The organism is Corallococcus caeni, from assembly GCF_036245865.1.
GTDB lineage: Bacteria > Myxococcota > Myxococcia > Myxococcales > Myxococcaceae > Corallococcus > Corallococcus caeni.
This window is the reverse complement of record NZ_BTTW01000001.1, coordinates 1,511,689-1,525,960: the sequence shown is the minus strand read 5'-3', so window position 1 is coordinate 1,525,960 and position 14,272 is coordinate 1,511,689. Positions and strand designations below refer to the sequence as shown.

Annotated in this window: 13 protein-coding genes; 12 read left to right on the top strand and 1 reads right to left on the bottom strand. The window is 70.9% G+C overall.

Annotation, left to right across the window (positions count from 1 at the left end; translation table 11 throughout):
• Position 1 precedes the first annotated feature (1 nt).
• Together AABA78_RS06115 and murI are read left to right on the top strand one after the other, a co-directional pair.
• On the top strand, positions 2-1,012 hold the full coding sequence (locus AABA78_RS06115) for a hypothetical protein (protein ID WP_338262037.1): 1,011 nt from the start codon (positions 2-4) through the stop codon (positions 1,010-1,012).
• 130 nt (positions 1,013-1,142) lie between these two features.
• Positions 1,143-1,958, top strand: coding sequence for a glutamate racemase (gene murI, locus AABA78_RS06110; RefSeq protein ID WP_338262036.1), 816 nt, complete (start codon positions 1,143-1,145; stop codon positions 1,956-1,958).
• 21 nt (positions 1,959-1,979) lie between these two features.
• Here murI and carF read toward each other — a convergent pair whose 3' ends face one another.
• Complete coding sequence (gene carF / locus AABA78_RS06105) at positions 1,980-2,837, bottom strand: plasmanylethanolamine desaturase (protein WP_338262035.1); 858 nt, start codon at positions 2,835-2,837, stop codon at positions 1,980-1,982.
• 268 nt (positions 2,838-3,105) lie between these two features.
• On the opposite strand from carF, the gene AABA78_RS06100 reads away from it, so the two are divergent.
• The 10 genes from AABA78_RS06100 to AABA78_RS06055 all read left to right on the top strand — a co-directional run bounded on the left by AABA78_RS06100 (position 3,106) and on the right by AABA78_RS06055 (position 14,252).
• On the top strand, positions 3,106-3,678 hold the full coding sequence (locus AABA78_RS06100) for a RomY N-terminal domain-containing regulatory protein (protein ID WP_171418752.1): 573 nt from the start codon (positions 3,106-3,108) through the stop codon (positions 3,676-3,678).
• Positions 3,679-3,775: 97 nt separating this feature from the next.
• A complete protein-coding gene (gene ftsE / locus AABA78_RS06095) occupies positions 3,776-4,468 on the top strand; it encodes a cell division ATP-binding protein FtsE (RefSeq protein ID WP_171418750.1) in 693 nt (230 codons plus the stop codon).
• The gene (locus AABA78_RS06090; protein ID WP_338262034.1) at positions 4,465-5,367 is read left to right on the top strand and encodes a cell division protein FtsX; all 903 of its coding nucleotides are present in this window, start codon (positions 4,465-4,467) and stop codon (positions 5,365-5,367) included. Before ftsE ends, AABA78_RS06090 begins: the two co-directional genes overlap by 4 nt.
• Positions 5,364-6,500 carry a murein hydrolase activator EnvC family protein gene (locus AABA78_RS06085; RefSeq protein WP_338262033.1) on the top strand — a complete coding sequence of 379 codons (1,137 nt, stop codon included), beginning with the start codon at positions 5,364-5,366 and terminating at the stop codon, positions 6,498-6,500. Before AABA78_RS06090 ends, AABA78_RS06085 begins: the two co-directional genes overlap by 4 nt.
• Before the next feature lie 88 nt (positions 6,501-6,588).
• The gene (locus AABA78_RS06080) at positions 6,589-7,449 is read left to right on the top strand and encodes an alpha/beta fold hydrolase (RefSeq protein WP_338262032.1); all 861 of its coding nucleotides are present in this window, start codon (positions 6,589-6,591) and stop codon (positions 7,447-7,449) included.
• Between the two features lie 84 nt (positions 7,450-7,533).
• Positions 7,534-8,880: a S41 family peptidase gene (locus AABA78_RS06075; RefSeq protein WP_338262031.1), complete on the top strand. Its 1,347-nt coding sequence runs from the start codon at positions 7,534-7,536 to the stop codon at positions 8,878-8,880.
• Positions 8,881-8,947: 67 nt separating this feature from the next.
• The gene (locus AABA78_RS06070) at positions 8,948-10,831 is read left to right on the top strand and encodes a PEGA domain-containing protein (RefSeq protein ID WP_338262030.1); all 1,884 of its coding nucleotides are present in this window, start codon (positions 8,948-8,950) and stop codon (positions 10,829-10,831) included.
• 2 nt (positions 10,832-10,833) lie between these two features.
• Positions 10,834-11,127: a hypothetical protein gene (locus AABA78_RS06065; protein WP_338262029.1), complete on the top strand. Its 294-nt coding sequence runs from the start codon at positions 10,834-10,836 to the stop codon at positions 11,125-11,127.
• A 317-nt stretch (positions 11,128-11,444) separates the two neighbouring features.
• Positions 11,445-12,410, top strand: a complete 966-nt coding sequence (locus tag AABA78_RS06060; protein WP_338262028.1) for a D-alanine--D-alanine ligase — start codon at positions 11,445-11,447, stop codon at positions 12,408-12,410.
• Positions 12,411-12,728: 318 nt separating this feature from the next.
• Positions 12,729-14,252 (top strand): cellulose synthase family protein, encoded by a 1,524-nt coding sequence (locus AABA78_RS06055; protein ID WP_338262027.1) that lies wholly within the window; start codon positions 12,729-12,731, stop codon positions 14,250-14,252.
• Positions 14,253-14,272 lie beyond the last annotated feature (20 nt).

The window sequence follows — 14,272 nt, the reverse complement described above, 5'->3', positions numbered from 1 at the left end:
CATGAACGCGAGAACGCTCGCCGCATTCCTCTGCTTCTCCTCTGGCCTGACCGGCTGCATCGTCGAAAGCAACCACCCGCGCTACCCCGGCGACGTCCGGATGTCGTGGAGCTTCGATGGCGCCACCTGCAGCCAGATGCGGGACATCCGGGGCGTGGACATCTACATCGACGGCGAGATCCTGGAGAACGACGGCCAGTATCCCTGCACGGCGAACGGCTTCGACGGCATCATCCTGCACGACTTCGCGCCCGGCACGTACTCCTTCAACGCGGAGGCGGTCGACTACGACGGCGTGACCGTCTACTCGTACCACGGCAACTTCACGGTGGACGGCAACGTGGCGGTGCCCATCAACTTCCCCACGGGCCACACGGGCGCCACGTCCTACGCGTACGTGAACTGGCTGTTCCCGACGGAAGCGGGCTCCGGCTATCCCACCTGCGGGCAGGCGGGGGTCGCCTATGTGGACGCCCGGGTGGATGACGGCGCGTGGGCGCGCTTCGGCTGCAAGGAGGGCAGCGAGGGCCGCTCGGTGGAGACGCCGGACCTGGCCCCCGGGCAGCACTACCTGGAGATCGTCGCCGTCGACTCGCTCGAGCGGCCCCTCTACTACTACGGCGGCGGCTTCACCTCGCAGGTCGGCATCCCGGCCTCCATCACGGCGAACACCTGGATCATCGGCGGGGCCGCGGTGGGCTGGAAGCTCTACGAAGGGGACGTGTCGCTCAGCTGCGGCCAGGCCGGCGTGAGCGAGGTGGGCCTCAACTTCCAGGACATCCACACCGGCGAGTGGGTCTACGGCAATGAGGGCCAGTGGTTCTCCTGCAACGAGTCCCCGGCCATCTTCGAGTTCCTCCGCCCCGGCGACTACTTCGTCTCCTTCAAGGCCTCGGGCACGGGCGGCCGCGCCTACTCCTCGCGCGGCGACCTGGCTCCCATCCGGGTCTACGCCCATGACTTCCCGGGCGTGAAGGACGCGCTCTACGCCCCCATGTACCGCGTGCAGTAGGCCGCGGTCCCTGCGGCACCGGGCGGCACGAAAAGGGTCGGAGGCCATCCAGGCTTCCGGCCCTTCGTGCGTTCCGGGGGCCGGAGGCCGACAGGGGGCGTTGGCATCAAACGTGATAGGGACACCCCCCATGCGGCAAGACAGCCACGGTCCCATCGGCGTGTTCGACTCCGGCATCGGAGGCCTCACCGTCCTCAAGGCGCTCATGGCGCGGCTCCCCCACGAGCGCACGCTCTACCTGGGGGACACCGCCCGGGTGCCCTACGGAACGAAGTCCGGCGAGGTGGTGACGCGCTACTCGCTGAAGAACGCGGAGTTCCTCCTGGAGCGCGGCATCAAGCTGCTGGTGGTGGCGTGCAACACCGCCTCCGCCGCGGCGCTGCCCGCCCTCCAGGCCGCGCTGCCGGTGCCGGTGCTGGGCGTGATTGAACCCGGGGCCCGCACGGCGCTCCAGCGCACCCGGGGCGGCGGCGTGGGCGTCATCGGGACGCCGGGCACCGTGCGCTCCGGCGCGTACCAGCGGGCGCTGGAGGCGGGCAACCCGAAGGTCGCGGTGAAGGCCACGGCGTGCCCGCTCTTCGTGCCCCTGGCGGAGGAGGGGTGGACCACCGGCGACGTGCCGCTGCTCGTGGCCCGCGAGTACCTGACCGGCTTCGCGCGCGACGGGGTGGACACGCTGGTGCTGGGCTGCACCCACTACCCGCTGCTCAAGGGCGTCATCGCCGAGGTCGTGGGGCCGCACGTGTCGCTGGTGGACTCGGCGGAGGCCACGGCGGAGGCGGTGGCGGAGCTCCTGGGGGAGAAGGGGCTGCTGGCGCCGGCGTCCGTGGGCGCGCCGGAGCACGCCTTCTTCGTCACCGACGTGCCGGAGCGCTTCGTGGAGGTGGGGGCCCGCTTCCTGGGGCGCCCCATCCCTTCCGCGGAGCAGGTGGACCTGCGCTTCTAAGAAGCCTTCCGGCCCCGGTTCCTACGGGACGGGGCGGGTGGACACGGAGGGAGCGGGCTCCTCGGCGGAGGCCTTGAGCAGCTCCTTGGCCGCCTGGAGCACGGGCAGCTCCTGGGCGTCGTCCACGGCGACGAGCGCCTTGGCGGCCTCCGTGCCGATGTCGTCCTGGCGCGGCAACTGGCCGGTAGCCCAGGTGATGAGCCGCTCCATCAGCGGGAAGAAGTGGATCATCCGCAGCGGCCGGTTCATCCAGCCCACGGTGATGCAGTAGTACTGGTTGAAGGGCGCGGTGTGGTGCACGCGGTGGTGGTCCGGCGGCAGGATGAGGTGCACGCGCTGCAGGAAGCCGATGAGCGCGGGCGGCTCATCCAGGTGCGACCACTTGTGGAACTGGTTGGTCGCCATCACCCAGAAGATCATCGCGCCCAGGAACGCGGCCAGGAACACCCAGCCCGGGCCGTTGAGGGGCACCGCCACCGCGAGCGCCGCCACCGGCAGCGACACGAGACAGTTGTTGCCGTTGGTCTCCACGAAGTCGTGGCGGGTGATGGCCTTCTCGTCGACGTGGTGCTCGCGGAAGGGGCGGATGAACGCCTTGCCCAGGACGGGCATCTCCGTGGAGCCCCACGTGTCACCCATCCAGTGGACCAGGCCGGACACGAAGTCCGCGGCCAGGTAGCCCAGCACCACCGCCAGGGTCAAAAGCCACGGCCCGGTGTGGTGGGTGCTCCAGAGCTTGTAGACGAGCGCGGCCTCCAGCCCCACGAACGCGATGATGGAGGCGATCTCCATGGCGCGGATGGCGGGCGAGTACCCCTGCGCGAGCGTCTGGGCGTCCTGCAGGCGGACCTTGTCCGCGATGGTGTCCGGCTTCTTCATCGGTGGTGTTCCGGTCCGCGGCAGGGAGGGTGGGACTGACGGCGCGATCGTCAGAGGGGTTTACGTACCCCAGGCGGTTTCGGCTTTTCAACAGAGCCCCCCTTGCCCGCCAGGCTGGTGTGCCCGTGCGGATCCGTACACGGCGGGTGTGCGGAAGGTGGCGGACGCACACCGCCGGAAGCGGGCAGGCACGCGGAAAGAGGTGCGGGGCGCGCGACGCTTGCCTTGTGAAGCCCGGACCCCGCTGCTACGGTGCCCGACCTCGGCAATGGCGAAAACCTTCGAAAAAGCCGTCACCGGCTTCAATCACAACATCAAGCACAAGGGGAAGGTCTACCACGTCCAGACCGAGGACTCGGGCGTCAACAACCCCCACATCATCACCCACCTGTTCGTGGGCGGGAACATCCTCGCGTCCAAGAAGACGTCCTACGCGGACATCCTCAACGCGGAGAACCTGGCGGAGGTCGTGCGCGAGTTGATGGAGGAGCAGCACAAGGAGATGCTGCGCAACCTCATCAACGGCGTGTACGACAACTACGAGTCCACCGTCCGTTCGTACCAGCCGGGCCAGCTCGCCACGGACGCGGAGATGGCCGCGCAGCCGAAGCTGCCGCAGGCGCCCGTGCAGCAGCCGCGTCCGCCCACGCCGCCGCCTCCTCCCGCCGTGGCCGCCGCCCCGCACCTCCCTCCGGAAGTGGCCGCCGCGCGCGCCCTCAAGGAGAAGCCGCGCATCAACGAGGTGGGCGTGGAGACGCTCTTCGGAGAGGACCTCATCTCCGAGAAGAGCCTGGACGAGGTCATCCTCAGCTACCTGGCGAGCGAGGGCGAGCCCTCGTAGTCCTCGCGTGGTGGCCGCCTTCCAGCGCGCGCCCGGCCCGTTCCTGGGCGGGCCCTGGGGGCGTGGTACGCTCACCGGAAGCCCCTCGCTTCCGGTCATGATCCAGTTCTTCCACGTCTACAAGGCGTATCCCGGCGATCCGCCGGTGTTGCAGGACATCAACCTGAACGTGGAGAAGGGCGAGTTCGTCTTCCTCACCGGCCCTTCCGGCGCGGGGAAGACGACGCTGCTCAAGCTCATCTTCTGCGGGGAGAAGGCCACCAAGGGGCAGATACTGGTGGGCGGCAAGAACATCGCGCGCATCCGCGAGTCGGCGGTGCCGTACCTGCGCCGCAACATCGGCGTGGTGTTCCAGGACTTCAAGCTGCTGCCCCACCGCAGCGTCGCGGACAACGTGGGCTTCACGCTGGACGTGCTGGGAGTGCCCCGCGCGGAGTCGCGTGAGAAGGTGCACCGGATGCTCAAGCTGGTGGGGCTGGAGCACAAGGCGAACTCGCTGCCCCTGCGGCTGTCGGGTGGAGAGCAGCAGCGCGTGGTCATCGCGCGCGCGCTCGTGAATGACCCCACCATCCTCCTGGCGGACGAGCCCACCGGCAACCTGGACCCGGCGCTCACGGTGGAGATCATGGACCTGCTCACGGACATCAACATCCGGGGCACCACGGTGATGGTGGCCACGCACGACGCCACGCTCCTGTCGCGCTACCAGAAGCGCACGGTGCGCCTGGAGCGCGGGCTCATCGTCTCCGACGAGGACGGCGTCAAGGCGGCGCGGCGGATGCTGGTATGAGCGTGCTGTCGAAGGCGGCCTACTTCTGGCGCTCGGCGGCCGGGGGGCTGAAGCACGCGCCCTTCGTGCACTTCATTGCCGTATCCACCATCGCCATCGCGCTGTTCGCGGCGGGGCTGGCGCGGGGCGCGTCGCACGTGGTGGACAACCTGCTCGCGTCGCTGGGCGGCGAGGTGGAGGTGACGCTCTACCTGGCGCCGCAGCTGGGCGAGGACGAGGTGCACGGCGTCCACACGCGCGTGGTGGAGCTCTCCCACGGCGAGGTGACGGTGGTGCCGCCGGAAGCGGCGCTGAAGCGGCTCAAGCAGGAGCTGGGCGACCTGGGCGAGGCGCTGTCGGAGCTGCCGGAGAACCCGCTGCCCGCGACGCTGGAGCTGCGCGTGCCGGAGGCGCGGAGGTCTCCCGAAGCGCTCAAGGCCCTGGCGAAGGAGCTGCGCGCGCTGCCCGGCGTCACCGGCGTGGACTACGGCGAGGCCGCGGTGGAGCGGCTGTCCGCCATCGCCCGGGCGCTGAGCTTCGGGGCGCTGGTGGCGCTGGTGGTGGTGCTGGGGACGACCATCGTCATCGTGGCGGCGACGCTCCAGCTGGCCATCTATTCGCGGCGCGAGGAGATTGAAATCCAGAAGCTGGTGGGCGCCACGGACCGCTTCGTGAAGGCGCCGTTCCTCCTGGAGGGGCTGCTGCAGGGCCTGCTGGGCGCGCTGGTGGCGGTGGGCGGGCTGTGGCTGTTCGGCCGGCTGCTGGGGCCCACGCTGGGGTCGCTGTTCGCGTTCCTCCTGGGGCCGGGCGTGGCCGCGCCGTGGGTGGAGCCGCGCACCGCGCTGGAGCTCTTGGTGGCCGGCTGCGCGCTGGGCCTGGGCGGCAGCTTCGTCGCGGTGGGGCGCTTCCTGCGCGTATGAGACGGCTGGCCTGGCTCATGGTGCTCCTGGGCGCGACCGCCGCGTTCGCCCAGCAGGACGAGGAGGCGGAGCGCGCGGCCATCCGCGAGAAGCTGGCCGCGCAGCGCGCCACGCTCGCGCTGGTGGAGGCGAAGAAGCTCTCCGTGCTGGAGGGCATGGAGCTGATGGAGGACATGGCCGCCTTCTCCCGCCGCCGCGTGCGCGCGCTGGAGGGCGACCTCAACCTCTTCCGCCGCCGCGTCGCGCTCGCGGAGCGCGAGGAGGCCGTGCTGCGCGAAGCCCTGCGCGCCCAGCTGCGCCGGCTGTCCCCGCGGCTGCGCACCCTGTACCGGCTCCAGCGCCGCCGCCCGCTGGAGGTGCTGCTGTCCGCGGAGGACTTCGCCGCGCTCATGTGGCGCGCCCGCGCGCTGGAGGCCAGCATGGCCGGCGACCTGGAGCTCTTGCGCACCGTGCAGCACGTGGCGACCCTCCAGCGCCAGGCGACGCTGGAGCTGAAGCGGCTGCACACCTCGCTGTCGCAGCGCGTGGCCTTCCTCCAGCAACAGTCGAAGCAGGCCCAGGCCCAGCAGGAGGCGCTGGAGGAGGTGGTGGGGAAGCTGGCCGGCGAGGCGGAGCTGGCGAAGCGCGCCGTGCGCGAGCTGGAGGGCGCGGACGCGGAGCTCACCCGCATGCTGGTGGACCTGCACGAGGCCCCCGCGACCAGCGGCTTCGGCGCCCTGAAGGGCAAGCTGCCCCGGCCCGTCGCGGGCATCGTGGAGGTGGGCTTCGGACGCGTGGTGAACCCGCGCTTCAACACCGTCACCGTGCAGAAGGGCGTGGACATCCGCGCGCCCTCGGGCACCCCCGTGCACGCGGTGGCCGAAGGCACCGTCGTCTACGCGGGGTGGCTGCGCGGCTACGGCAACCTGCTCATCGTCGACCACGGCGATGACTTCCACACCCTGGTGGCCCACCTCTCCACCATCGCCGTCGCCGTGGGCGCCCGCGTGGCCCCGGGCGACGTGGTGGGGGAGGTGGGCGACACCGGCTCCCTCAAGGGCGCCTACCTCTACTTCGAGGTCCGCCGCGCCGGGCAGGCCGTGGACCCCGCCCCCTGGCTGGCCCCCGCCACCGCCGCCGCGGGGACGCCCTGACTCTGTCTGTCATGATGCGGTGCGTCCAAGCGGCGGGCGCATTAGAAGGTGCAGGGCAGCGGTCGTTGGTGAGGAAGGAGGCCCGCGCGTGGACCTGATGGGTGGGATGCAGAAGGCGATGCGCCGCATGCTGGTGGCGCGTGGCGTGGTGTCGGAGACGGTGAGCGTGGGCGGTCAGGCGGTGCACCACTACGCGCTGGAGGGGCAGGGCAGGGGCCCGCCGGTGGTGCTGGTGCACGGGCTGGGCGGCTCCGCCAACGGCTTCGGGCGCACGTTCTTCGGCCTGGCGCGGCGCTTCTCCCGCGTGCTCGCGCCGGACCTGCCGGGCCACGGCTTCTCCGGCGAGTACTGCGGCGGCCCCACCTGCGTGCAGGCCCAGTTCGACGTGCTGCGCGCCTACTTCGAGCAGGTGGTGGGGACGCCCGCCCTCGTGGTGGGCAACTCGCTGGGCGGGGCCATGTCCGTCAACCTGGCCGCCGAGCATCCGGCCCTGGTGAAGGCGCTCGCGCTGGTCTCCCCCGCGGGCGCGGAGCTGACGCCCGAGGCGCTGGCGGCGCTGCTGGGCCACTTCGCGGTGAAGTCGAACGCGGACGTCCGCGCGCTGACGAAGCGCCTGTTCCACCGGCCGCCGTGGGCCGCGATGCTGCTCGCGTCGGAGCTGCGGAAGTTCTACACGACGCCCACGGTGCAGGCGCTCGCGGCGGATGCGCTGGCCACGCAGGCGAGCATCGCGCCCCAGGCGGTGCGGGAGCTGAAGATGCCGGTGCTCTTCCTCTGGGGCGGCAGCGAGCGGCTCCTGCCCCCGGAGATCCTCACCTGGTACCGGCAGCACCTGCCCGCCCAGGCGGAGGTCCACGTGGTGGAGGGCTTCGGCCACGTGCCGCAGATGGAGCGGCCGGACGCGTTCGTGTCCCACCTGGTGGGCTTCGCGGACCGGGCCAGCCTCTAAGGGCGGGAATCGTCCGGCGGGCCGGGTGTAGACTCGGGGGCCTTGCGACGGCCTCTCTCACCCGACCCCCAAGGACGCGCCCCCGTGACCCGTTTCCCGAAGCCGTGGCGCATGGGACTCGCCGCGCTCCTCGTGTGGGGCGCGCCCGCGCTCGCGCAGAAGCCAGCGGACGCGGCCAGCCGGGAGGAGTCCGCGTACCGCCAGCTGGAGTTGTTCGCGCGGGTGCTCTCCTACGTGGAGAACAACTACGTGGAGCCCGTGGACAGGAAGACGCTCATCCAGGGCGCCATCCAGGGGATGCTCGACACGCTGGATCCGCACACCGTCTACATGCCCCCGGAGCTCTTCCGGGAGATGAAGATCGACACGTCCGGCGAGTTCGGCGGCCTGGGCATTGAGATCGCGCGCAAGGGCGACCGGCTGGTGGTGGTGGCGCCCATCGACGACACGCCCGCGGCGCGCGCCGGCATCAAGGCGGGGGACGAGCTGCTCGCCATCGACGGGGAGAGCACCCAGGGCATGGACCTGGGCCGCGCGCTCCAGAAGATGCGCGGGCCCGCGGGCGGCCGCGTGCTGCTCACGCTCATGCGCGCGGGCTTCAACGCCCCGCGCGAGCTGGCCATCCTGCGCGACCACATCCGCATCGTGTCCGTGGAAGGCGCGCTCTACGACGGCATCGGTCACGTGAAGGTGAAGAACTTCCAGGACCGCACGGACGTGTCGCTGAAGAAGGAGCTGGACCGGCTGCGCGCGCTCAACGGCGGCAGGGAGCTGGACGGCCTGGTGCTGGACCTGCGCAACAACCCCGGCGGCCTGTTGGACCAGGCCGTGGCCATGAGCGACCGCTTCCTGCCGGGCAACCTGCCCATCGTGTCCACGCGCGGGCGCGACGGCCGCAACGCCTCCGAGGAGAAGAGCCGCGACCGCGACACGGAGAAGGACTACCCGCTGGTGGTGCTGGTCAACGCGGGCAGCGCCTCCGCGTCCGAAATCGTCGCCGGCGCGCTCCAGGACCACGGCCGCGCGGTCATCATGGGCACGCAGACCTTCGGCAAGGGCAGCGTGCAGACCATCATCGAGCTGGAGGACGGCTCCGGCCTGAAGCTCACCATCGCGCGCTACTACACGCCCAAGGGCCGCAGCATCCAGGAGAAGGGCATCACCCCGGACTTCCTGGTGCCGGAGGACTCCTCCGGGAAGACGGGGAGCGACGCGCCCCGGGAGAAGGACCTGCGGCGCCACTTCAAGGCGGAGCCGTCCCAGGCGACGTCGGAGGTCGCCGCGCAGCCGCGCACCCTGCCCACGAACCTGAAGGACTGGGCGGTGACGGCGAAGCTCGCGGATCCACAGCTGAAGGTCGCGCTCAACTACCTCCATGGGTTGGCGCCAGGGCCCGCGTCCCGGGCCTCCGGGAGCACCGCGGGTCGCTGAAACCCCCTTTCGAGGTGGCGTTCCGCCTCGCAGTGCGTGTAATGCGCACAGCAACGAGGGAGACCGGATGCGACGTCCTTTCAATCGCGCGCTGCACGCGACGCTCAGTGGCTGGCTGGTGGGAATGCTGGCCATGGGCCCCGCCGCCGCGCAGCAGCAACACGTACCGCTGCGGCTGATGCCGCGAACGCTGCCGTCGGCGACGGGCCCCCGCGTGGCGGTGGTGGCCATTCCCGTGGATGCGTCGCTGGAGGGTGAGGCGCTGGCGCTGGCGCACTGGGCCGAGCAGGCCGTGGCCCGCTCCGGGCGCCTGGAGCTGGTGCGGCTGACGGACGCGCTGGACCCCCAGGGCGCGAGCGCGCGCCAGGCGAAGGCGGTGGAGGGCAACGCCGCGCTCAAGGACGGCTTGAAGGCGTACGACGAGCTGGACACCGTGAAGGCGCTCCAGAGCTTCGACAAGGCGGTGAAGGACTACGAGCAGGCGGACCTGTCTCGCGCGTTCCCGCTCTTGAGCCGCGCGCGGGTGATGAAGGCCGCGACGCAGGTGGCCAACGGGGAGAACAAGGCCGCGGAGCTGGAGATGCGCGGCGTGCTCGCGGTGGATCCGCGCGCGACGTTCAACCCCAACTTCTTCCCGCCCGAAGAGGTCGCGTTCGTGGAGAAGGAGCGCAAGGCGCAGCTGGACGGCGCGCAGGCGACGTTGTCGGTGCGCACGCAGCCCGTTGCCGCGCAGGTGTTCGTGGACGGGGCCTACCGGGGCGTGTCCCCGCTGGCGCTCACCGGCCTGACGCGCGCGGACCACTACGTGACGCTGGTGGCGCCGGGCTACGTCGTGACGGAGGGCCGGGCGCGCGAGGGCGAGTCCTCCTTCACGCTCACGAAGCTGCCGGTGCAGCAGCGCTACGCCGCGCTCGTGGAGCGCATCGCGAAGAACCCCGATGACGAAGAGCGCGACAAGGCGCTGCAGGAGCTGGGCGCGCTCGCGGGCGTGCCGCAGGTGCTGGCGCTGGTGGTGCGCGGCGGCCCGGGCAACGCGCCGCTGACCGTCACCGGCCTGCGCATGGACGTGGCGGACGGCCACAACCAGGCGTACGCGCTGGGCCAGGTGCCGCGCGGTGACGCGATGGCCACGGGCTCCGAGGCGCTGCTGACGGGGCTGGTGGCCCAGGACGCGGCGCGCGTCGACGGCAAGCCGGTGAAGCACTTCGCCGGTGGCGGGGGCGTGAGCCGCCGCACCGCGGGCTACGTGCTGCTGGCCACGGGCGTGGCGCTGCTGGCGGGCGGCATCTACTTCGGCTTGGAGGCCTCCTCCAAGGCGGACGCGTTCAAGACCGCGCCGCAGGGCAGCACGCGCGCGGAGGACCTGAAGAGCACCGGCAAGACGTACGCGCTGGTGGCGGACATCGGCGTGCTGGCGGGCCTGGTGTCCGCGGGCGCCGGCAGCTACCTGGCGTTCTACAAGAAGGGTGGGGGCTCGTCGTCGTCCAGCCCCCCCGCGAGCACGCCGCCCGCGCGCGCCGCGCCGGCCCGTGAAGAGAAGCCCATGAAGGAGGCGCTGCCCATGCCGCCGCCTCCGCCCGCCGCGAAGACGGAGCCCGCCCCCAAGGCGAACGCCACGTCCACGCCGGCCCCCGAGCAGGCCCCGGCGAAAACGCCCCCGCCGCCCGCCTTCGAGCCGCCCCCGGAGCCCCCACCCGCCCCGCCCGCGAAGAAGCTGACGCGCAAGGAGCGCGAGGCCGAGGCGAAGCGCCAGCGTGAGGAGGCGGCCCGTCTCAAGCGCGAGGAGGAGCAGCGCAAGAAGGACGAAGAGGCCCAGCGCAAGCAGCAGGAGGAGGCGAAGCGCAAGGCGGACGAGGAGGCGAAGCGCAAGGCGGAGGAAGACGCCAAGCGCAAGCGCGAGGAAGAGAAGAAGCGCCCCAAGCTCGACGAAGACGATCTCCGGAACTACTAGCCATGCGCCGCCTTTCATCGCTCATCGTTCCCTCGGCCCTGGTCCTGGGGCTGTCCGCCTGCAGCCTGCTCGTCGACTTCGACCCCGAAGGGCAGCCCTGTGATCAGGGCAAGTGCCAGGAGGGCTACGTCTGCCGCGACCAGGTCTGCACCTCCGACGACAGCGCTCCCTCTGACGCCGGCACGTCCGACGCGGGGACCACCGACGCCGGCCCTACCGACGCCGGTGTCGGCTCGGATGCCGGCACCTCGGATGGCGGTCTGTTGTCCGACGGCGGCCTCCACGACGGAGGCTGAAGTCCCCGCACCGGGCTCGCGTCACCGGTCACCGCACCGGTCGCCGGGCCCGGTCTCCCACGGCGCGGGCCCTCCGGGCCTGCCGCCGCCGCGCCTCGGGTCCGGATCTCCAGGGCCTGGGTGCGGCGCCCTGTAAACACTCCCGCACGTGGCCGCCGGGCCGCGCCGTGTCCCCCCGGACACGGCTGCCTGCCTGCGGGCGTCACCGCGAAACCCCCGTCATTCCAACCACTTGCACGCGACGTCCGCGCCGGGGACCACGGCCGGTGCGTGGCATCATCCGTGCTCTGACGCGAGCCCAAGGAGGCATCAACGACATGGGCAAGCGCGTGGGAGTGCTGATGGGCGGGTGGGGTGAGGAGCGGGAGATTTCGCTCAAGACGGGGGAGGCCGTGGTGGCGGCCCTGGAGACCCTGGGACACACCGTCACCCGCGTCTTCGCGGGCCCGGGCCTGGACCGGGCGCTGCGCGCGGCCGACATCGAGGTCGCCTTCCTCGCGCTGCACGGGCGCATGGGGGAGGACGGCCGCGTGCAGGGCCTGCTGGAGCTGCTGGAGATTCCGTACACCGGCTCCGGCGTGCTGGCCTCCGCGCTGGCCATGGACAAGCCCATGGCGAAGAAGCTCTTCCAGCTGCACAACCTGGCCACGCCCCGGGGCTACCGGGTGGCCCGCGAGGACGCGGAGCGCGCGCTGGAGCTGCACGGCGACAACGGCTTCCCCTGCGTGGTGAAGCCCGCGAAGGGCGGCTCGTCCGTGGGCCTGTCCGTGGTGCACGACGCCGGGGCCCTGGTGCCCGCGGTGGCCCAGGCGTGCCGCTTCGGCGGCGAGGCCCTGGTGGAGCGCTTCGTGAAGGGCCAGGAGGTGACGGTGGGCATCCTCGGCGACAGCGTGCTGGGCAGCTGCGAGGTGGCCTTCCCCCGCGAGGGCTTCGACTACGAGGCCAAGTACAAGGGCGGCACCCAGTACTTCCTCCCGCCCCGCCTGTCCGACACCCGCCGCGTCAACGTGGAGTCGCTCGCGCTGGCCGCGTACCGCGCCCTGGGCTGCCGGGGCTACGGCCGCGTGGACCTGCTCTGCTCCGACACGGAGAACGACGTGGTGCTGGAGGTGAACACCCTGCCGGGCTTCACCCCCACCAGCCTCCTGCCGAAGATCGCCGCCCGCGCGGGCCTGGACTTCCCGGCGCTGGTGCAGGGCGTGCTCGACCGCGCCACCCGCGACGAGTCCCACGTCACCGAGGCCGCCCCCGTCGCGCCCGTGCCCCTGCGCATCGCCCGCTAGGTCCTGCGCCGCTCGGAGCACCCGGGACGTCGTCCCGCAAGCCCCTGGACGCAGGGAAGGAGGGGGTGACATCCTGCGTCAAATCCGCCGTGCAAAGCCTCTCGAATCCGGGGAATAGTTTGACACGACCCGGGTCGCTCCCTATTGTCCGGCGGCGATCAGTAGCCGGAAGGTCAAAGCCCTGTCTTTTCGGGCACATACGGGGCGGGGCTCAGCAGACCCACAGGCGGCGGTCAGCGTGAGCGGTCGGTCGGGCATGCCGCCACGTCTGGTAGGACCGCTGGCGACTGGGCCGGCGGGAGGGGCTGAGCGTCACCGATGACCACCGTCGAGATCATCTTCCTGGCAGTCTACTTCAGCTTGCTGAGCGTGTTGGGAGTCTACGGCTCCCACCGCTACCGCATGGCGTTTCTGTATTACCGCCACAAGTTCAAGCTGCCGACGCCCAATGGCACGCTCCCCGCGCTGCCTCGGGTAACAATCCAGCTGCCCATCTTCAACGAGATGTACGTGGTGGAGCGCCTGGTGGAGTCGGTGTGCCGCATCGACTACCCGCGTGAGCTGCTGGAGATCCAGGTGCTGGACGACTCCACGGACGAGACGTGCGGCATCGCGCGCGCGTGCGTGGAGCGCCACCGCCAGAAGGGCCACGACATCGTCTACATCCACCGCGTCAACCGCCAGGGCTTCAAGGCGGGCGCGCTGGAGAACGGCCTCAAGCTGGCCACGGGCGAGTACGTGGCGGTGTTCGACGCGGACTTCGTCCCCAGCCCCGACTTCCTGATGCGCACGGTGCCCTTCTTCGCGGACGCGAAGGTGGGCATGGTGCAGGTGCGCTGGGGCCACCTGAACCGTGAGTTCTCCATCCTCACGCAGGCGCAGAGCATCTTCCTGGACGGGCACTTCATCATCGAGCACACCGCGCGCAACCGCGCCGGCTGCTTCTTCAACTTCAACGGCACCGCGGGCATCTGGCGCCGCAGCACCATCTCCGACGCGGGCGGCTGGCAGCACGACACGCTCACGGAGGACCTGGACCTGTCCTACCGCGCCCAGCTGAAGGGCTGGCAGTTCATCTTCCTGCCGGAGGTCATCTCCCCGGCGGAGGTGCCGGTGGACATGAACGCCTTCAAGAGCCAGCAGCACCGCTGGGCCAAGGGCTCCATCCAGACGGCGAAGAAGCTCTTGCCCACCATCCTCAAGAGCGACCTGCCGCTGCTGGTGAAGCGCGAGGCCTTCTTCCACCTCACCAACAACATGGCCTACCTGTTGATGGTGCTGCTGTCCGTGCTGATGCCCATCAGCATGGTGGTGCGCTTCCAGCACGGCCTGTACGGCACGCTGTTCCTGGACCTGCCCTTCTTCATCACCGCGACGGCCAGCGTCTGCGTCTTCTACGTGGCCGCCCAGCGCGAGCGCGGCGTGAAGGGCTGGGAGCGCTTCAAGTACCTGCCCTTCCTGATGAGCCTGGGCATCGGCCTGGCCATCAACAACGCGAAGGCCGTGGGCGAGGCGCTGCTCAACCAGCAGTCGGGCTTCGCCCGCACGCCGAAGACGGGCGCCGAGGGCAAGAGCGTCAAGGCCGTGAAGAAGAGCTACCGGGGCAGCAAGACGCTGATGCCGGTGGTGGAGCTGCTCTTCGCCGCCTACTTCACCGGGGCGCTGTGGTTCGCCATCGACGCGCGCATCTACACGTCGGTGCCCTTCATCATCCTGTTCCTGGCGGGCTTCCTCTACGTGGGCGTGTCCAGCCTGCTGCAGGGCTTCGCCGGCAAGGCGAAGGTGGCGGACGCCGTCCCCGCCGTGACGTCCTCCGAGGAGCAGCCGCGCCAGGCGGCCTGAGCCGCTCGAAGCGCTTCACG